Here is a 21,403-nt window from a genome sequence, read left to right as displayed (position 1 = left end):
CCTTCGCATAGGTGAGCGCATCGCCGTCCGCATCCGCGCCGGCCGGCAGGCTGCCCGCCTTGGCGGTGTCCTCCGTCGTCGTGATGGCCAGGGGCGCGGCCACGGGTGCGTCGTTCACCGGGGCGACCGTCACGTCCACCGTGTAGGTGTTGCTGCCGCCGTTCCCGTCGCTCACGGTGTAGCTGAAGCTGTCGCTGCCGTGGAAGTCGGCATCCGGCGTGTACGTGTAGCTGCCGTCGGCGTTCACGACCACCGTGCCGTTGGCCGGGTCGCTGGCCTTGGCGAAGCTGACGGCGTCGCCCTCCACGTCGCTGGCCGCCGGCAGGTTGCCCGAGAACGGTACGTCCTCGGGCGTCGTGATCGCGTCGGCGGCGGCCACCGGCGCGTCGTTCACCGGGTCCACCGTCACGCTGACGGTGTAGGTGTTGCTGGCCCCGCCGCCGTCGCTGACCGTGTAGTCGAAGCTGTCGCTGCCGTTGAAGTCGGCATCCGGCGTGTAGGTGTACGTGCCGTCGGCGTTGACGACCACCATTCCGTGGTCGGGGTCCGTCGCCTTCGCGTAGCTCACGGCATCGCCCTCGGCATCGGCCGCCCCCGGCAGCGTGCCCGAGGCGACCGTGTCCTCGCTGATCGTCACCGCCAGCGGCGCGGCCACCGGCGCATCGTTCGCCGCCGTGACCGTGACGCTCACGGCATAGGTGTTGCTGCCGCCGTTGCCGTCGCTGACCACGTAGTTGAAGCTGTCGGCGCCGGCGAAGTTGGCGAAGGGCGTGTAGGTGTAGGTTCCGTCGGCGTTGACGACGACGGTGCCGTTGGCCGGGTCGCTGGCCTTCGCATAGCTGACCGGGTCGCCCTCGACGTCGGTTGCGGCCGGCAGGATGCCCGAGACCGCCGTGTCCTCCGCCGTCGCGATGGAAGCGGGCGCCGCCTCGGGCGCGTCGTTCACCGGATCGACGAGGACGGTGACCGTGTAGGTGTTGCTGCCGCCCTGGTCGTCGCTGACGCTGTACGTGAAGCCGTCCGTGCCGTTGAAGTCGGCGTCCGGCGTGTAGGTGTAGGTGCCGTCGGCATTCACGACGACCGTGCCGTTGGCCGGGTCGCTCGCCTTGGCGTACGTGATCGGGTCGCCTTCGGCGTCCGCCGCTGCCGGCAGGCTGCCCGACTTGCTGGTGTCCTCGCTGGTCGTGATGGAGATCGAGAACGAGGCCGCGATGGGCGCGTCGTTCACCGGGTCCACCGTGACGTTCACCGTGTAGGTGCGGCTGCCGCCGTTGCCGTCGGCGACCGTGTAGTCGAAGCTGTCGGCGCCGTTGTAGTTGGCGTTCGGGGTGTAGGTGTAGGTGCCGTCGGCACTCACCACCACGCTGCCGTTGGCCGGGTCGCTGGCCTTCGCGTAGCTGACCGCGTCGCCCTCGGCGTCGGTGGCCGCCGGCAGGCTGCCCGAGAAAGGCGTGTCCTCGTCGGTCGTGATCGCTGCGCCGGCAGCGACCGGCGCATCGTTGACCGGCGTCACCGTGATGCTGACGGTATAGGTGTTGCTGCCGCCGTTGCCGTCGCTGACGGTGTAGTCGAAGCTGTCGCTGCCGTTGAAGTCGGCATCGGGCGTGTAGGTGTAGGAACCGTCGGCGTTCACGACCACGGCGCCGTTGGCGGGGTCGCTGGCCTTCGCGTAGGTGACCGCGTCCCCGTCGGCGTCCGCCGCGGCCGGGAGGTTGCCCGTCTTGGCGATGTCCTCGGCGGTGGAGATCGCCAGGTCGGCCGCTTCCGGCGCGTCGTTCACCGGGTTCACCGTCACGCTCACCGCATAGGTGTTGCTTCCGCCCTGGCCGTCGCTCACGGTGTAGGAGAAGCTGTCGCTGCCGTTGAAGTGGGCCGCCGGCGTATAGGTGTAGGTTCCGTCCGCGTTGACCACCACGGTACCGTTGGCGGGATCGCTGGCCTTCGCGTAGGTCACGCCGTCGCCGTCGACATCGGTGGCCGCCGGCAGGCTGCCCGACTTCACGGCGCCCTCGGTCGCGACGATCGCCGCCGGCCCGGCCACCGGCGCGTCGTTCGCGGGGGTCACCGTCACGCTGACGGTGTAGGTGTTGCTGCCCCCTTTGCCGTCGCTGACGGTGTAGTCGAAGCTGTCGCTGCCGTTGAAGTCGGCGTCGGGCGTGTACGTGTAGGTGCCGTCGGCGTTCACGACCACGGCGCCGTTGGCCGGATCGCTGGCCTTCGCGTAGCTCACCGTGTCCGCGTCGATGTCCGTGGCACCCGGCAGGCTGCCCGACTTCGCCGTGTCTTCCGTCGTGGTGACGGCCTGCGCGGCCGCCACTGGCGCGTCGTTCACGGCGTCGACGGTGACGTTCACCATGTAGGTGTTGCTGCCGCCGCTGGGGTCGCTGACGGTGTAGCTGAAGCTGTCGCTGCCGTTGTAGTTGGCGGCCGGCGTGTACGTGTAGGTGCCGTCGGCGTTGACGACCACCGTCCCGTGGGCCGGGTCGCTGGCCTTGGCGTACGTCACGGCGTCGCCGTCGACGTCGGTCGCCACCGGCAGGGCGCCGGACTTCGGCGTGTCTTCCAGCGTGGTGATCGCGTCGGCCGCGGCCACCGGCGCGTCGTTCGCCGGCGTGACCGTGACGCTCACCGTGTAGGTGTTGCTGCCGCCCTTGCCGTCGCTGACGCTGTAGGCGAAGCTGTCGCTGCCGTTGAAGTCGGCATCGGGCGTGTACGTGTACGTGCCGTCCGCGTTCACGACCACCGTGCCGTTGGTGGGGTCGCCGGCCTTGGCGTAGGTGACCGTGTCGCCGTCGACATCGGCCGCGGCGGGCAGGCTGCCCGAACTGGCGCTGTCCTCGCCGGTCGTGATCGCCAGGTTCGCCGCGACCGGCGCGTCGTTCGTGGCCGTCACCGTGACGCTGACCGTGTACGTGGCGCTGCCGCCCTGGCCGTCGCTGACGGTGTAGTCGAAGCTGTCGCTGCCGTTGTAGTTCGCGGCGGGCGTGTAGGTATAGGTTCCGTCCGCGTTCACGACCACCGTGCCGTGGTCCGGATCTCCGGCCTTGGCGTACGTCACGGTGTCGCCGTCGACATCGGAGGCCACCGGCAAGGTGCCGGACTTCGGCGTGTCCTCGGTCGTGGTGATCGCGTCGGCGCCGGCCATCGGCGCGTCGTTCACGGGCGTGACCGTCACGCTGACCGTGTACGTGTTCGTTCCGCCTTTGCCGTCGCTGATGCCGTACGTGAAGCTGTCGCTGCCGTTGAAGTCGCCGTCCGGCGTGTACGTGTAGGTGCCGTCGGCGTTGACGACCACCGTGCCGTTGGCCGGGTCGCTCGCCTTGGCATACGTGACGGCGTCGCCGTCCGCATCGGCGGCGGCCGGCAGGCTGCCCGACTTCGCCGTGTCCTCGCCGGTCGTGATCGCCAGCGGCGCCGCCGCGGGGGCGTCGTTCACGGACGACACCGTCACGCTGACCGCGTACGTGTTGCTGCCGCCCTTGCCGTCGCTGACCGTGTAGCTGAAGCTGTCGGCGCCATTGAAGTTCGACGCCGGCGTGTAGGTATAGGTCCCGTCGGTGTTGACGACCACCGTGCCGTTGGCGGGATCGCTCGCCTTGGCGTAGCTGACGGCCTCGCCGTCGATATCGGTCGCCGCCGGCAGGGTGCCGCTCTGCGCCGTGTCCTCGGCCGTCGTGATCGAGGTGACGGCGGCCACGGGCGAGTCGTTCACCGCCGTCACCGTCACGCTCACGGTGTACGTGTTGCTGCCGCCGTTGCCGTCGCTGACCGTGTAGTCGAAGCTGTCGCTGCCGTTGTAGTCGGCGGCCGGCGTATAGGTGTACGTGCCGTCGGCGTCGACGACGACCGTGCCATGGGCCGGGTCGCTGGCCTTCGCGTACGTGACGGTGTCGCCGTCCGCGTCGCTCGCCGCGGGCAGGCTGCCCGACTTCGCCGTGTCCTCGCTGGTCGAGATCGAGGCCGCGGCCGCCACGGGAGCGTCGTTCACCGGCGTCACCGTGATCGTCACGGTGTAGCTGTTGCTGCCGCCGTTGTCGTCGCTGACGGTGTAGTCGAAGCTGTCCCCGCCGTTGTAGCCGGCGGTCGGCGTGTAGGTGTAGCTGCCGTCGGCGTTCACGGTCACGGTGCCGTGCGCGGGATCGGTCGCCTTGGAATAGGTGACGTCGTCGCTCTCCAGGTCCGTGGCCACCGGCAAGGTGCCCGCGAACACGGCGCCCTCGGTCGCATTGATCGCCGTGTCGCCGGCCACGGGGGCGTCGTTGACCGGGTCCACCGTGATCGTCACGGCGTAGGTATTGCTGCCGCCCTTGCCGTCGCTCACCGTGTAGGTGAAGCTGTCGGGGCCGTTGTAATCGGCCGCGGGCGTGTAGGTGTAGCTGCCGTCGGCGTTCACCGCGACGGTGCCGTGGCCCGCATCCGTTCCGAGCGCGTAGGTGACGTCGTCATTCTCGAGGTCCGTTGCCGCCGGCAAGGTGCCCGAGAATGGCGTGTCCTCGGTCGCAGTGATCGCCGCGTCTGCCGCCACAGGGGCATCGTTGACCGGGTCGACCGTGATCGTCACGGTGTAGGTGTTGCCGCCTCCGTGGCCGTCGCTGACCGCATAGGTGAAGCTGTCGGAGCCGTTGTAGTTGGCAGCGGGCGTGTAGGTGTACGTGCCGCCAGGATCCACCACCACCGTGCCGTGGCCTGCGGCAGTCTCCAGCACGTAAGAGACGTCGTCGTTCTCCAGGTCGGTTGCCACCGGCAGCGTGCCAGAGAACGGCGTGTCCTCGGTCGCAGTGATCGAAGTATCGCCCGCCACGGGCGCGTCGTTGACCGGGTCGACCGTGATCGTCACGGTGTAGGTGTTGCTGCCGCCGCTGGCATCGCTCACCGTGTAGGTGAAGCTGTCCGCCCCGTTGTAGTTCGCCACCGGTGTGTACGAGTACGTGCCGTTGGGATTGACCACCACCGTGCCGTGGCCAGCAGCAGTCTCCACAGCGTAGGTGACGTCGTCGTTTTCCGCGTCCGTGGCCACCGGCAGCGTTCCGGAGAACACCGTGTCCTCGGTCGCAGTGATCGACGTATCGGCAGCAACGGGGGAGTCGTTGGCCGGATCCACCGTGATCGTCACTGTGTAGGTGTTGCTGCCGCCGTTGCCGTCGCTCACCGTGTAGGTGAAGCTGTCCGGGCCGTTGTAGTTGGCGTTGGGCGTGTAGGTGTACGTGCCGTTGGGACCGACCATTACCGTGCCGTGTCCAGCAGCAGTCGCCACAGCGTAGGCGACGTCGTCATTTTCCGCGTCCGTGGCCACCGGCAGCGTGCCCGAGAACACGGTGTCCTCGGTCGCAGTGATCGACGTGTCGCCGGCCACGGGAGCGTCATTGACCGGATCCACCGTGATCGACACGGTGTAGGTATTGCTGCCGCCGTTCCCGTCGCTCACCGTATAGGTGAAACTGTCGGAGCCGATGTAGTCGGCAGTGGGCGTGTAGGTGTACGTACCGCCAGGATCGACCACCACCGTGCCGTGACCCGCAGCAGTCTCCAGGGTGTACGTGACGTCGTCATTTTCGGCGTCCGTGGCCACCGGCAGCGTGCCCGAGAACACAGAGTCTTCGGTCGCAGTAATCGACGTATCGCCGGCCACGGGAGCGTCATTGACCGGATCCACCGTGATCGTCACGGTGTAGGTGTTGCTGCCGCCGTTGCCGTCGGAGATGGTGTAGGAGAAGCTGTCCGCACCGTTGTAGTTGGCCGCCGGCGTGTAGGTGTACGTGCCGTTCGGGTTCACCACCACCATGCCGTGTCCAGCAGCGGTTTCCAACACGTACGTGACATCGTCATTTTCCGCGTCCGTGGCGAGCGGCAGCGTGCCCGAGAACACTGTGTCCTCCGTGGCGGTGATTGACGCATCGCCCGCGACCGGGGCATCGTTGGCCGGATCCACCGTGATCGTCACGGTATAGGTGTTGCTCCCGCCGTTGCCGTCGGAGACGGTGTAGGAGAAGCTGTCCCCGCCGTTGTAGTTGGCGGCGGGCGTGTAGGTGTACGTGCCGGTCGGGTTCACCACCACCGTGCCGTGACCAGCAGCAGTCTCCACAGCGTAGGTGACGTCGTCGTTTTCCGCGTCCGTGGCCACCGGCAGCGTGCCCGAGAAGACGGAGTCTTCGGTCGCAGTGATCGCGGTGTCCGCACCAACGGGAGCGTCATTGACCGGATCCACCGTGATCGTCACGGTGTAGGTGTTGCTGCCCCCATTCCCGTCGCTCACCGTGTAGGTGAAGCCGTCCGCCCCGTTGTAGTTGGCCGCGGGCGTGTACGTGTACGTGCCGTTGGGATTCACCACCACCGTGCCGTGGCCAGCAGCAGTCTCCAGCACGTAAGAGACGTCGTCATTCTCCACTTCGGTCGCCACCGGCAGCGTCCCAGAGAATGGCGTGTCCTCCGTTGCAGTGATCGACGTATCGCCGGCCACAGGAGCGTCATTGACCGGATCCACCGTGATCGTGACGGTGTAGGTGTTGCTGCCGCCGTTGCCGTCGGAGACGGTGTACGAGAAGCTGTCCGCACCGTTGTAGTTGGCCACGGGCGTGTAGGTGTACGTGCCGTTCGGATTCACCACCACGGTCCCGTGTCCAGCAGCAATTTCCAGCACGTAAGAGACGTCGTCGTTCTCCAGGTCGGTCGCCACCGGCAGCGTGCCAGAGAACGGCGTGTCCTCGGTCGCAGCGATCGAGGTATCGGCCGCCACGGGCGCATCATTGGCCGGATCCACCGTGATCGTCACGGTGTAGGTGTTGCTGCCCCCGTTGCCGTCGCTGACCGTATAGGTGAAGCTGTCCGCCCCGTTGTAGTTGGCGGTGGGCGTGTACGTGTAACTGCCGTTGGGATTCACCAACACCGTGCCGTGGCCAGCAGCAGTCTCCAAAGCGTAGGTGACGTCGTCATTTTCCGCGTCCGTGGCGACCGGCAGCGTGCCCGAGAACACGGTGTCCTCGGTCGCAGTGATCGACGTATCGACCCCCACAGGAGCGTCATTGACCGGATCCACCGTGATCGTCACGGTGTAGGTATTGCTGCCGCCGTTGCCGTCGGAGATGGTGTAGGAGAAGCTGTCCGCACCGTTGTAGTTGGCGGCCGGCGTGTACGTGTACGTACCGTTCGGGTTCACCGCCACCGTGCCGTGTCCAGCAGCAGTCTCCAGCACGTAAGAGACGTCGTCGTTCTCCAGGTCGGTCGCCACTGGCAGCGTGCCCGAGAACACGGTGTCCTCGGTCGCAGTGACCGACGTATCGCCGGCCACGGGAGCGTCATTGACCGGATCCACCGCGATCGTCACGGTGTAGGTGTTGCTGCCCCCGTTGCCGTCGCTGACCGTATAGGTGAAGCTGTCCGCCCCGTTGTAGTTGGCAGTGGGTGTGTAGGTGTACGTACCGCCAGCATCGACCACCACCGTGCCGTGGGCCGCGGCAGTCTCCAGCACGTAAGTGACGTCGTCGTTTTCCGCGTCCGTGGCCACCGGCAGCGTGCCAGCGAACACCGTGTCTTCCGTCGCAGTGATCGCGTCGTCTGCGCCAACCGGGGCGTCGTTGACTGGATTCACCGTGATGGACACGGTGTACGTATTGCTGCCGCCGTTCCCGTCGCTCACCGTATAGGTGAAGCTGTCGGAGCCGTTGTAGCCCGCCACCGGCGTGTAGGTATAGCTGCCGTCGGCGTTCACCGTCGCCGTGCCATGCGCCGGGTCCGTCTCCTTGGCGTACACGGGCGTGTCGCCCTCGGCGTCGCTGGCCGCCGGCAGGTTGCCCGACGCCGGCGTGCCCTCGCCCACCGTGATCGTGAGCGGACCGGCTTCGGGCGCGTCGTTCACCGGAATGACGTCGACCGTGGCGTCCAGCGTCGCGCTCGTGTTCCCGGCCGGGTCGGTCACGCTGTAGCTCACCGTGCGGCTGGCTGTGGTCGGGTAGTCGCTGCCGTTGGCGTAGGTGACCGAACGCAGCGCCGCCTCGTACGTGGCCACGCTCGCCGTGCCGGTGAGCGTCAGCACGCCCGTGGCGGCATCGAAGCTGCCCGTGATGCCGCCGCCGGCGGTGAAGGACAGCACGTCCTCGCCGGGCACGTAGCCACCGGTGATGGCAATGGTGGCCCCGGTCATGTCGGTGCTGTCGGCGTCGCCGAGGGAGAGCGCCGGGCTGACCACCGCCGGCGCATCGTTTTCCGTGTAGGCGAGCGTGCCGCCGTTCGCGAGCACGGGCGGGAAGCTGCTGGTCGTCGCCAGCGCGATGCTGCGTTCGGAGACGTCCGCGTCCACGCCGCCGTTCGCGGTGCCGCCATCGTCGCGCACGACGAAGGCGAGCGAGGCCGTCGCGGCGCCCGCGCCCGCCGTGTAGACCAGCTTGCCGGCCGCCAGGTCGGCCGCCGAGACGGTCACGGGGCTGCCCAGCGTGGCCGTGGTGATCGCCACGCCGTCCAGCGTCAGGCTGCCGTTCGCCGGCACGGAGGTGATCTGCACTTCCAGCAGCGCGTCGCCGTCGCGCGCATCGCTGAAGCCGAAATCGGTGGCGTCGAAGGTGTGGCTGGTGCCCACCAGCAGCGTCAGGGCGCCATCGCTGCCCTGCGGCGCGTCGTTCACCGACAGCACCGTGATGCTGGCGCTGTCGATCGCGCTGGAGAAGGCCGTGGTGCCGCCGTTGTTGGCCCCGCTCGTGTCGGCCGTGCCGCCGTTGCTGCCGCTCGTCCGGTCCCAGGCGCGGAAGCTCACGGCGCCGGACACCGTGCCGTGGAAATCGGCGGCAGGCTGGAACCAGATCCGCGTGTTCGCGTCGGCGGCCAGCAGCAGCGCGGCGCCGTCGCTCGGGCTGCTCGCGACCGGCGTCCAGCTCAGGCCGTTGTTGGTGCTGTAGTACCAGCTGCCCTGGCTGGTGTCGAGACCGGTGATGGCGATGCCTTGCATCGCGCCGGCGCCGTCCGCGTCGGACTGCCCGCCGGTGAGCGTCGACACCAGCGTGCCCACCGCGCCGCTGGGCGCGCCGGCGTCCTCGGCCACGGCGTCGAGCGCCAGGCCGGGCGTGGCGGCGAGCACCGGCGCGTCGTTGCGCGCCGCCACGGTGATGTTCACGTTGGCGCGCGAACTGCTGTTCGGCGTCGCCTCGTCGTCCTGCACCACGAAACTCACGGTGCGGGTGGCGGTGCTGGGCGCGTCCGAGGTGTTCAGGTAGCTCACCGAACGCAGCGCCGCCTGCCAGTCCGCCTGCGAGGCGGAGCCGGTGAGCGTCAGCACGCCGGTGGCGGCATCGAAGCTGCCCGTGATCGCCGCGGTGTTCGTGAAGGCCAGCAGGTCCTGGCCGGCCACGTAGTTGGCCGAGATGCTGACGGTGGCCTGCTTCAGGTTCACCGTGTCGGCATCGCTGACCGTGAGCGCCGGCGCGATGGCCAGCGCCGTGTCGTTCTCGGTGAAGCTGCGGGGCGCGACGCCGCCGATCACGGGCGGATCGCCCGCGGTGACCGCGATGGCCAGCGTGCGGTCGACCAGGTCGGTGTCGGCCCCGCCGTTGGCCGTGCCGCCGCCGTCGCGCACGCGGAACGTGAAGTCCGAGCCGGCCGGCGCGCCGCCGGCGCTGTAGCGCAGGTTGCCGGCGGCGATGTCGCCGGCCGACACGAAGTCGCTGGCGGCCACGGCCTGCCACGTGCCCGGGCTCGCCTGGAACTCCAGCACGCCGCCGCCGGGGATGCTGGTGAAGAGCACGCCCGCGAAGGCGTCGCCTTCCACGGGATCGCCGAAGCCGAAATCTGCGGCCGTCAGCACGACTGTCGTGCCCTGCTTCAGCGACAGCGCGCCGTCGCTGCCGACGGGTGCGTCGTTGACCGAGGCCACCGTGATCGTGATGTCGGCGCTGCTGGCCTGCAGCCGCCCGCCCGTGCCGGTGTTGCCGCCGTCGTCCAGCGTGAAGACCACCGTGCGGCTGGCCGTGGACGGCTGGTCGGACGTGTTGCTGTAGGCGATCGCCCGAGCGAGCGCCTGCGTGGCGGCGACGGTCGCGTTCGCGTTCAGCTGGATGCGCAGCGGCTGGCCGCCGCTGCCGTTGCTCGTGGCATCGATCGCGCCGATCGCCACGCCGCCGAAGGTGACCGTGTTGCCGACCACGCCGACCTGCCCGGCGCCGCTGCCCTGGTCCAGCACCGACAGGATGTCCTCGCCCACGGCGCCGTTGGCCGTGATGCGCACTTCCAGCCAGCCGCCGTCCAGGCTGGCCGGCAGGTCCGGATCGGCGAGCACCAGGCCGGCGTCGATCGCCGTCGCTGCCTGGTTCTCCACATAGGCCAGCATCGCGCCGGAGGCCGTGACCACCGGGGCATCGTTCTGCACGCCCATGGTGATCGTGGCGGCCACCACGTTCGAGTCCTGCGTGCCGTCGTTGACCGTGAAGGTGACGCTGCGGTCCGCCTGGCTGGGCGCATCGCTCAGGTTGACGTAGGTCACCGCGCGCAGCGCCGCCTGCCACTGGGCCTGCGTCGCACCGGCGGCGGAGGTGAGCGCGAGCACGCCGTTCGCGGCATCCCAGCTCGCCGTGATGTCGCCGTAGAGGGTGGCGTCCGTATTGGCGAAGGCCAGCACGTCCTCGCCCTCGACGTAGCCGCGGCTCATCACCACCTGGCCGGATTCCAGCGTGGCGTTGTCGGCGTCGAACACGGAGATGTTGGCGTTCACCGGCTGCGCGACCGGCGGGTTGGCTTCGGCGTAATCGAGCACGCTGCCGCCGGACAGCGCCGGCGGCACCTGGCTGCCGACGTTGAAGAGGATGGCGCGCTCGGTCGTGTCGAGGTCCACGCCGCCGTCGGCCGTGCCGCCGCTGTCCTGCACCCGGAAGCGGATGTTCGCCAGGCCCAGCCCGGTCTCGCCCGCCGCGGGGTCGTAGCGCAGGAAGCCGGCGGCGATGTCGGCGGCGGACACGAATTCGTCCTGCGCCACCGCGACCCAGCTGCTGCCGTCGAAGCGCTGCAGCGCCCCGGTGCCGGGCGCCGGCAGCCCCGTGATCTTCACCGCCTGCAGGCTGTCGGACGGCGAATCCTGCGTGTCGCTGAAGCCGAAGTCCGCGGCCGTGAGCACGTGCGGCGTGTTCTTGCCGGTCCAGAGCGTGCTGCCGCTGCCGACCGGGGCGTCGTTCACCGGCTTCACCGTCACGTCCACCGTGTCGCTGGCGCTGGAGAAGGCGCTGCTGCCGCCGTTCACGCCCGTGTCGAAGCGCCCGCCGTTGCTGCCGGCCGTGCGGTCCCAGGCGCGGAAGCTCACGGCGCCGGCGATGCTGCCGTTGAAGTCGGCGGCGGGCTGGAAGTACAGGTAGGCGTTGCCGTTCGCGGCCAGCAGCAGTGCCGACGCGGCGGAAGGCGCGCTGGCCACCTGCTGCCAGGAGGCGCCGCCGTCGATGCTGGTCCACCACGTGCCGCCCGCGCCGGAGAGGCCGGTGATCGCGATGCCCTGCAGCGCGGCCGCCCCATCGCTGTCGGCCTGTCCCGCCACCAGGCCGTCCACGGCGATCGCGCCGGCGACGCTGCCGGCGGTGGGCGCCGGCGCGTCCTCGAGCACCTGCACCGCGGCGCCCGCCGGCGTGAGCGTCGGCGCGTCGTTGACGCGGCTGACCGTGACCGTGGCGCTGCCGGCGTTGCTCTGGTCCACGCCGTCGCTGACGCGGAAGGCGATGCTGCGCGCCGCCATCGACGGGTTCTCGCTCGTGTTGCGGTAGGTGACGCTGCGCAGCGCCGCCTGGTAGTCGGCGACCGAAGCCGTGCCCGTGAGCGTCAGCACGCCGCCGGCGTAGCTGGCCACCGTGATGCCGTTCTGCGCGGTGAATTCCAGCAGGTCCTCGCCCGCGGCGAAGTTCCCGGTGATGGCGATCGTGGCGCCGGTGAGCACGAGGTGGTCCGCGTCCGCGACCGTGAGCGCCGAGTTGAGCACCACGCCCGTGCCGTTCTCGGCATAGGCGACAACCGTGGCGACGCCGCCCAGCACGGGCGCGTCGTTGGCCGGCACGACATCGATCGTGCTGGTCGCGAGGGTGTTGGAAGCCGCGGCGCCGTCGTCCACCTGGTAGCTCACGGTGCGCGTGGACGTCGTCGGCGCATCGCTGGTATTGCGATAGGCGACGGCGCGCAGCGCGGCCTGCCATTCGGCGGCGGTCGCCGTGCCGCCGGACGAGGTGAGCGTCAGTCGTCCCGTGGCGGCGTCGAAGCTGGCGACGATGTTGCCCATCGTGCCGTCGTTGGCGAAGGACAGCAGGTCCTCGCCGGCGACGTAGCCGCCGCTGATGGTGACGGTGGCGCTCGCCAGGCCGGGGCTGTCGGCGTCGCTGACGGTGATCGAGCCGTCAATGGCCGCGGCCGGCCCGTTCTCGGCATAGGTGAGCGCCTGGCCGCCGCCGCCCAGCACGGGCGCATCGTTGGCCGCGGTGAGCGTGATCGTGCTGGTGAGCGTGTTGGACGGCGTCGTGCCGTCGGTGACCTGGTAGCGCACGCTGCGTGTCGTGGTCACCGGGTCGTCGCTGCCGTTGGCGTAGGTGATGGAGCGCAACGCCGCCTGGTAGGCCGCCACGCTGGCGCTTCCGCTCAGGGTCAGCACGCCGGTGGCGGCATCGAAGCTGCCCGTGATGCCGCCCTGGTCGGTGAAGGCGAGCACGTCCTGGCCGGCCACGTAGTTGGCGATCCACACCGTGGCGCCGGTGAGGTTCGCGCTGTCCACGTCGGCGACGGTCAGGCCGGCGCTGATCGCCACCGGCGCGTCCTGCTCGCCGTAGGCCACGCTGGCGGGATTGGCCAGCGCCGGCGCGTCGTCCACCGAGACGAGGTTGATCGTGCTGTTCTGCAGCGTGTTCGACGCGCCGTCGCTGCCGCCGTCGTCGACCTGGAAGCGCACCGTGCGCACCGAGGTGTCGGGCGCCTCGCTGCTGTTGCCGTACTTCACGGCCCGCAGCGCCGCCTGCCATTGCGCCAAGGTCGCGGTGCCGCCGGCGGAGCCGAGGCTCAGCACGCCGGTCGCGGCGTCGAAGCTGGCGGTGATGTTGCCGTAGGTCGCCGCGCTGTCGTTGGTGAAGGACAGCAGGTCCTGGCCCGCGTGGTAGTTGCCCGTGATGGCGACACTGGCGCTCGCCAGCGTGGCGCTGTCGGCATCGCTCACCTGCAGCGTCGTGTTGACGGCCGTCGGCGCCGCGTTCTCCATGTAGGTGACGACCGTGCTGGCGGAAGAGAGGATCGGCGTGTCGTTGGCGCCGACGATGTTCACCGTCAGCGTGCGCGTGTCGCTGCCGCCGTCGCCATCGTCGACGGTGACGCTGAAGTTCTCGCTCGGGTTGGAGCCGGCCGGCACCGCGTTGATCGCCGCGTTGTCCGGCACGTAGGTGTACGCCCCGGTGACGCTGTCCAGGTACAGCGTGCCGTAGCTGCCGGCCAGCTGCAGGTCGTAGCCGTCGGGGGCGCCGGCGCCGGCGGCGCTGCTCCCGGTGAGGCCGAAGGTGGCGCCGGGCCCGTCCGCGTCGCTCACCGTGAGCGTGCCGGTCACGGCGAAGAAGCTCTGGGGCAGCGCGTTGTCGTTGAAGGTGATCGCAGCGGGCGTCGAGAGCGTGGGTGCGTCGTTGGCGTCCGTCAGCGTGATCGTGCTGGCGAGCTGGTTCGACAGGGCGCCGGTGGCGGAGCCGTCGCTCGCCTGGAACACCACGGAACGCGTGCTCGTGTCGGGCCGGTCGCTCGTGTTGGCGTACTGCACCGAGCGCAGCGCCGCCTGGTAGTCGGCGACCGTCGCCGTGCCGGACAGCGTCAGCACGCCGGTGGTGCTGTCGAAGCTGCCCGTGATGCCGTTCTGGCTGGTGAACGACAGCACGTCCTGGCCAGCCACGAAGTTCGTGATGCGGACGGTGGCGCCGGTCAGGTGGGTGCTGTCGCTGTCCGTGACGGTGAGCGACGCGTCGATGGCGGCCGAGGCGCCGTTCTCTGCGTAGGCCAGGGTGGCGGGCACCGCCAGCACGGGAGCGCTCGTCCCGCTGCTGCCGGCGAGGCTGATGGTCGTCGTCAGCGCGGCGGAGCTGGCCGTGCCGTCGTTCACCACGAAGTTCACGGTGCGCGCCGTGGTGTTCGCGCCGCTGGCGTTGGCGAAGCTGACGGCCCGCAGCGCGGCCTCCCACTGCGCCGCCGTGGCCGTGCCGCCGGCGGAGGTGAGCGTCAGCACGCCCGCCGCATTGCTGGTCAGCGCGATGTTGCCCATGGTCGCCGCGTTGGCGGTGAAGCCCAGGGCGTCGCCGGCCTGCGGATTGGCGAGCGTGACCGTCGCCGTGGTGTCGTTGCCGGCGACGACGTCGGCGAGGCCGCCGTCGAGGTCCGTGAGATGGACCCACGGATTGATCGCCGCCGCCGGACCCGGCGTGTAGCCCAGGGTGGAAGCGGTGCTCGAGAGGGACGGCGTGTCGTTCGTCGCCACCACGGTCACGGTCCCGGCGAGCGGCAGGCTCCAGACCGCGTTCGACGCGTCGGTGATGGCCTGGATGCTGAAGGTCCGGGCCGCCGTGCTCGGCGCGTCGCTGCCGTTGGTGTAGGTGACGGCCTGGAGCGCGGCCGCCATCTGCGCCGCCGTGAAGCCCGAGGCGCGGCTGAGCGTGATCACGCCCGCATTGATGCTGACGGTGATCGCACCGGCGCCCATCGTGGCGTTGTTCTGGGCGAACGACAACTGGTCCTCCGCGGCCACCCAACCGGAGGTGAAGGCGAGCTGGCCGGAGAGATAGTTCCCGGTCGACAGCGACACGGCCCCGTCGACCAGGGCGACCGCCGCGCCGTTCTCCGTGAAGGACTTCGGCGAGATGGAATTCGTCCAGGTCGCCTGCGTCGCGCCAGCGTTGGCGCTGAAGAAAGTGAGGACGGCCGAGGCGGAGGTGTTGGTCGCCGCATCGCCGCTGTCGTCGACGACGGCGAAACTCATCGTGCTGGTCTTGCCGTTGCCGCCCGGCGCCGAGAACCGGAACTTGCCCGCGGCGATGTCGGCATAGGTGACGGCAGTTCCCGCCACGTACGTCGTCCAGGTCGAACCGTTGGCGCTGTACTGCAGCGTGCCGTCGCTGGGAGACTGCAGCACGACCGACAGCGGCCCCGAATCCACGTCCGAGAACGCGAAGTCGGCGACGGTGAACACGTGGGTGCCACCGTTGCCGGCGTACAGGGTGCGCGATTGCGTGGTGGGCCTGTCGTTGACGGGCGCCACCGTGATCGCGCTGCTCACCTCGGCCGACAGGTTGGACGTCCCCTGCCCGTCGTCGACCTGGAACGTCACCGAGCGGGTGCCCGCCTTGGGATTGTCCACGCTCGTGTTCCGGTACGTGATCGTCCGCAGCGCCGCCTGGTACTGCGCCACAGTCGCCGTACCCGACAGCGTCAGCACGCCCGTCGTCGCGTCGAAGGACCCCGTGATGCCGTTCTGGTCGGTGAAGGCCAGCACGTCCTGCCCCGGCACGAAATTCGTGATCCGCACCACCGCGCCGGCCAGCGTGCCGCCGCTGTCGCTGATGGCCAGCGTGTTGTCGATGACGGTCGCCGGGTCGTTCTCGGCATAGGTGATCGTCCGGCCGCCGGTGAGCGAGGGCGCGGTGTTCGCCAGGGCGGTCTTCACCGTGCTGGTCGCCAGCAGGTTCGAGTCCGCCGCGCCGTCGTTCACGCGGTATTCGACGGTGCGCGTCGCCGTGCCGGGCGCCCCGAGGTTGCTGTAGGTCACGGCGCGCAGCGCGGCCTGCCACTGCGCCAGAGTGGCCGTGCCGCTGGCGGACGCGAGGCTCAGCACGCCGGTCGTGCTGTCGTAGCTGCCGGCGATGTCGCCCATCGTCAGGCCGTCGTTCGTGAAGGCCAGGCGGTCGTTGGCGTCGCGGTTCGCCGTGATGCTGACCGTCGCCGTCGCCAGCGTCGCGCTGTCCACGTCGGTCACGAACAGGGATCCGTTGACGGCCTTGGCCGCGTCGCCCTGGGTGTAGCCCAGCGCCGTGGCCGGGCCGGACAGCACCGGCGCGTCGTTCACGGCCGCGACGGTCACGGTGCTGGTCGCCGCCAGCGAGAAGGCGACGCCGTCGCTCACCCGCCATTCGATGCTGCGCGCGGCGGTGGACGGGTCCTGGCTCGTGCTGGAGTACGTCACCGAGCGCAGCGCCGCCTCGTACTGGGCGCGCGTCGCCGAGCCGCTGAGCGTCAGCACGCCGGTCGCCGCGTTGTAGCTGCCCGTGATGCCGTTCTGGTCGGTGAAGGACAGCAGGTCGCCGCCCGGCTGGAAGGCGCCGGTGATGCGCACCAGGGCGCCGTCCAGGTTGGGCGAATCGGGATCGGTGATCGTGAGGCCCGGGGCCATCACCACCGCTGCGCCGTCCTCGACGTAGGCGGCGCTGCCCGTGCCGCCCAGCGCGGGCGCGACGTTGACTGTGCTCACATCCAGCGTGAGCGTGCGGGGTGTCGCGTCCACCGCGACGCCGCCGTTGGCGACGCCGCCGTCGTCCCGCACGCGGAAGGTGAAGCTGGCGCTGGTGCTGCCGGACGGCGTGTAGCGCAGCTGGCTCGCGGCGAGCTGCGCGGCGGTCACGAAGGTCCCGTCGGCCACGGCCACGCCGTCGAGCGTCAGCGTGCCGGCGCCGGGCCCCGTCACGATCATCACGGCGTCGAAGCCGTCGGCGCCACCGTCCACCGGGTCGGAGAAGCCGAAATCCGCCGCGGTGAGCGCGTACGAGGCGCCTTGCAGGACGGTGATCGTGCGGTCGGCGCCCACGGGCGCGTCGTTCACGGCCGTCACCGATACGGTGGTGGTGAGCGGGTCCGAGCTGTTGGTGCCGTCGCTCGCGGTCCAGGTGATGGTGCGCGGCGCCGTGCCGGGCGCGTCGCTGGTGTTGCGGTAGGTGACGCTGCGCAGCGCGGCCTGGTAGTTCGCGACCGTGGCCGTGCCGCTCAGCGTCAGCACGCCGGTGGCGGCGTCGTAGCTGCCGATGATGCCGTTCTGGTTGGCGAAGGCCAGGACGTCCTGGCCGGCCACGAAGTTGCCCGTGATCGCGATCGTGGCGCCCTGCAGGCTGCCGTTGTCCACGTCGGCCAGCGTGAGCGAGGAATGCAGCGCGATGCCGGCGCCGTTCTCCACGTACGCGACCGCGGCGCTGCCGCCGCCCAGCACCGGCGGCGCGTTGTCGGTGATGACGCGAACGGTGGCCGCCAGCGCCAGCGTCGCCGTGTTGCGGTCGGGCGCGGTGTTGGCGCCGCTGTCCTGCAGCCGCGTGATCGTGACCGTGCGGTTGCCGCCCGTGGGCGCGACGGCGATGTTGCTGTAGCGGATGCCCTCGACGAGCGCCTGGGCCTGCGCGGTGGTGAGGCTGAGGCCGCTGACCGTGAGCGTCGCGGTCGTTCCGGAAACGGCCACCGTGTAGGTGATGCCGCCGATGGTGGTGCTGCCGGCAGCGAGACCGATCGCCTGGCCGTTGATGTCCAGCACTTCGGCCGCGCCGTTGCGCACGTTGCCGACGGTGAGCACCAGCTGCGTGAGGCTCTGGCCCGCCTCGATGGTCGACGCCGCGGCGCCGCTGAACAGGCCCACGGCGGGCCCGCCCTGGTTGAAGGTGGCGCTGGCGGCCGTGGCGGACAGCGTCGGCGCATCGTCCACCGGCCTGACGGTCAGCGCCACCGTCGCCGGGTCGCTGGCGTCGCCGCCGTTGCTGGCCACGAAGGTGACGGTGCGCGCGAGCGCCGACGGCGTCTCGCTCGTGTTGCGGTAGGTGACCGAGCGCAGGGCCGCCTGCCACTCGGCGGCGGTGGCCGTGCCGGTGAGCGTCAGCGTGCCGGTGGCCGCATCCCAGCCCTGCACGGTGATGCCGGCCGCGGCGGCGAACTCCAGCAGGTCCTCGCCCGCCTGGTAGTTGCCGCTGATGCGGATGGTGGCGCCCGTGATCGTGCCGGTGCCGGACACCGTCAGCACCGGCGCGAGGGCCGTGGCGGGGTCGTTCTCCACGTACGCCGTCGTGCCCGTGCCGGCCACCGCGGGCACCGGCCCGCCGACGTCGATCGTGAGCGTGTCCGTGTCCTGCACGGCGACGCCGCTGACCGAGGTGGCGCCGTCGGTGGTCCGCATCACCACCGTGGCCGGCCCGATGTAGCCGGCGGCGGCCTGGAAGCTCAGGCCCGCGAGCGCCGCGTTGACCTGCGCCTGCGTGCCGCTGAAAGTCATGCTGGCGTCGCCGCTGCCGGTGCCGGAGAGGAAGCTCAGCCCGGCCACGCTGGCGAGCGAGAGCGTGCCGTTGGTGGCGGTGAGGCGCACGGTGAGCACGCCGGAGTCCACGTCGGCCACGCTGGCGGCGATCGCGAGCGGCGTGTTGTTGCGCGCGGACAGCAGCGAGGGCAGCGTGTTGACCGGCGCGGCATCGATCGCCAGGTCCTTCTGGCCCGCCAGCGCCGTCGCGCTGCCCGTGGCCGGCAGCGTGAGGTCGGCGGCATTGCCCGCCGCGTCCTTGATCGTGCCGCCGTTCAGCCGCAGCGCGGTGGTCACCGCGTAGTTCAGGTCGGGCGTCGTGTCGCCCGCCTGCACCGTGTACGCGAACACCAGCGAATCGCTGCCGCTGCCGCGCACGTAGCTCGCCGTGCGCGTCGTCCCGGGGAACAGGTCCAGCTGCGGCGTGCCCGTCACCAGCACCTGCTCGGAGAACTTCACCCGCACGAACAGGGTGTCGCCCTCGATCCAGGTGCCGTCCAGGTTGGAGGCGGAGACCAGGCTCACCGTGGGCGGCGAGGCGTCGATGCCGGTCTTGAAGTTCAGCGCGTAGGCGTTGGTGGTGCCCTGGTTCAGCTCGGTGATGCCGATGTAGCGGTTGCCCGAGCCGTCCTGCAACGCCGTGCCCTCGACCTGCACGTTGTAGTCGGTGTTCTGCGCCAGGTCGGCGGACGGGTTCAGCGTGACGGTGCGCCCGTCGGCGCTGTAGCTCACCTGGCTGAAGTCGGCGGAGCTGATGCGCGCGACCACCGCGCCGTCCGAGCTGCGGCGGATGGTGAAGTAGCCGCTGTCCGGGAACACCGCCTCGCTGAAGGTCAGCACGATGTCGGTGGTGACCCGCACGCCCGACTGGTTGTCCGCCGGGCTGAGCGTGCCGCCGGCGTTGCTGGTGACCGCCGTGGCCACCAGCGTCGGCGGCGCGCTGTCGGACAGCTTGTTGGACCCGGTCGTGAAGTTCCACTTGTAGGTGGTGTTCGGGTCGGTGTCGTTCACGCCGGCGGGCAGGCCGCCGGCCAGCAGCGGATGGCCCGCGCTGTCCAGGGCCACGAAGGTGTTGCCCGCCAGGTCCTGGAAGGCGCCGGCGTCGATCTCCAGGTAGTAGGCGGTGCCCGCGGCGAGGTCCAGCACCGGGTTGACCGTGACGGTGCTGCCCCAGAAGCGCACCTGGTCGGGGTCCTTCACGGAGATCGTCTGCACGATCGCGCCGGTGGAGGCGTTGCGGATCACCAGGTTGCCGGTGCCGGGCTGGATGTCCTCGCTGAAGCGCAGGAACAGGTTCGCGTTGGGGGCGATGCCGGTGGCGTCGTCGGCCGGCGTGACGCCGGTGCGCAGGTCCAGGGTCGGGCGCGTCGTGTCGGGCTGCGGCACGACCGTGACGGTCAGGTCCTGCGTGTCCGTGCCGCCCTTGACGGTGGTGGCGCCGCTGTCCGCGTAGTCGCGCACGGCCACGGTCACCTGGTAGCGGCCGTCGCCGTCGGCGTCGGCCGGCGCGCTGGCGCTGGGCGTGAAGCCGGAGGCGAAGCTCAGGACGCCGGTGACCGGGTCGATCGTGAAGCGCGACGCGTCGGCGCCGCCGGCGATGGAATAGCGCAGCGTGTCGCTGGCGTCCGGATCGTGCGCCGCGATCGTGGCGATGTCCGGCTGGCTCTCGCCCACGGTGTACGCGGCGGTCTGTCCGCCGCCGCCGCTGGTGATGATGGGCGGCGAGTTGGACGGGCTCACCACCGGCGAGAAGCCCCCGAGCTGGTCCCAGGTGAGCGTGGACTTGTTGGCGCCGACGATGCCGCCGATGTCGCCGTTCAGCGAGTTCGACTGCGTCGCCGTCGCCAGCAGGAAGCGCATCGGCGAGTCGCGCGTGATCGCGATCCCGCCCGCGGGGTTGCCGGGGATGTTCGTTTCGGCCAGCTCCGCCTTGATCTCGGCGAAGGAGATCTTGTAGGAGACGAAGTAGTCGCTCTTGCCGCTGCCGTCGATGTCGTTGTTGCCGTCCCAGTCGGGGTCGCTGCCGGAGGCGACGGCCGTGAAGGCGTAGTTGCTCCCGTTCAGCGCCCACGAGCGCCCGGAGGACGTGTAGCTCGTGGTGCTGGGGGAGTTGTTCAGGTCCGTGCCGGGATTGAACAGGCCCACGGTCGGCGTGTTCCCGTCGTTGACGATCAGGAACATGTCGATGTCGCCGTTGAGGTCGGCATCGATCCCGATGATCCCGTAGGCGCCGAAGGCGCCGCCGCTGTTGGGGCCGCTCACGCGGAAGCGGAACAGGAGGCTGTCGTCCGCCTCGGTGGCGGTGCCGCCGCCGTCGTCGTAGGCGTAGTACAGCGTCGCGTGGCTGCCGTCCCCGACGATGTCGGTGCTGGCCGCGGCCGCCTGCATGTCGCCGGCCGGATCCTGGCGGGTTCCGTACAGCAGCGGCGTCCACCCGGCCGCGCCCGTGAGGCTCACGGTGGCGAGGCGCGCGCCGTAGTTCGCGCCGTCCGCCGCGCCCAGGAAGGGCGCGGACTCGATGCTGCCGGTGGCGTATTCGAACAGCCAGTTGCCCTGCAGCGCCGAGCCGCCGGTGGCGTCGGTGGAGGCCGCGACGTCGGCGCCGGTGAGCCGCGCCAACTCCTGCACGAAGTCCTGGCCGGCCGGCGTCGCCGCGACGTCGCAGCCATACAGCAGCACGTCGGCGCCTTCGGTGAACGAGGCCTGCAGTGCCTGGAAGGCGCCGGCATGCGCCTGAAGTTGCTCGCGATCGAGCTGGCTGGAGCCGAGCGTGATGTAGCCCGGCGCGCCGTGGCTGACGATGTGGAGGGCCGAGACCGGCGCGCCGGACGCGGCGACGGCCTCCTGGATCTGCGCGACGCCGTCGCGCTGCGCGTCCAGGCGCAGCAGCTTCAGGCCGGGGCGGGCGTTCGTCGCGAGGCTGGCGGCGTCGGGCACCGAGGCATCGATCACCAGCCATTCCACCGGCGCGGGCCGCGCCGCGGGGGCATCCACGGCGGCGGGGGTGGCGCGGGCCAGGGCGTCCAGCAGGCTGCCGGCGGCGGGCGCGCTCGCGTCGCCGCCGTCGGCCGGCCTGGCCACGGCAGCGGCCGTGTCGACGACGGCACCGTCGAACAAGACACGCGGCTCGAGAGCCAGCAACCGGCTGCGGCGCCGCTTCGGCGGCCCGGACCCCTTCGACAT

1 protein-coding gene (only partly in view) is annotated in these 21,403 nt (G+C 70.4%); it reads right to left on the bottom strand.

Annotation, left to right across the window (positions count from 1 at the left end; all coding sequences use genetic code 11):
• On the bottom strand, nt 1–21,403 hold the 5' portion of the coding sequence (locus ACY0MJ_RS10990) for a tandem-95 repeat protein (protein ID WP_462638477.1). It extends 6,365 nt beyond the left edge of the window; the window shows 21,403 of its 27,768 coding nt (coding positions 1–21,403); it begins with the start codon at nt 21,401–21,403; its stop codon lies off the left edge, out of view.

The sequence above is a fragment of the Ramlibacter sp. bp-362 genome, from assembly GCF_054956735.1.
Note: the sequence above shows the minus strand (reverse complement) of the source record. Positions and strands in the feature narration are given on the sequence as shown.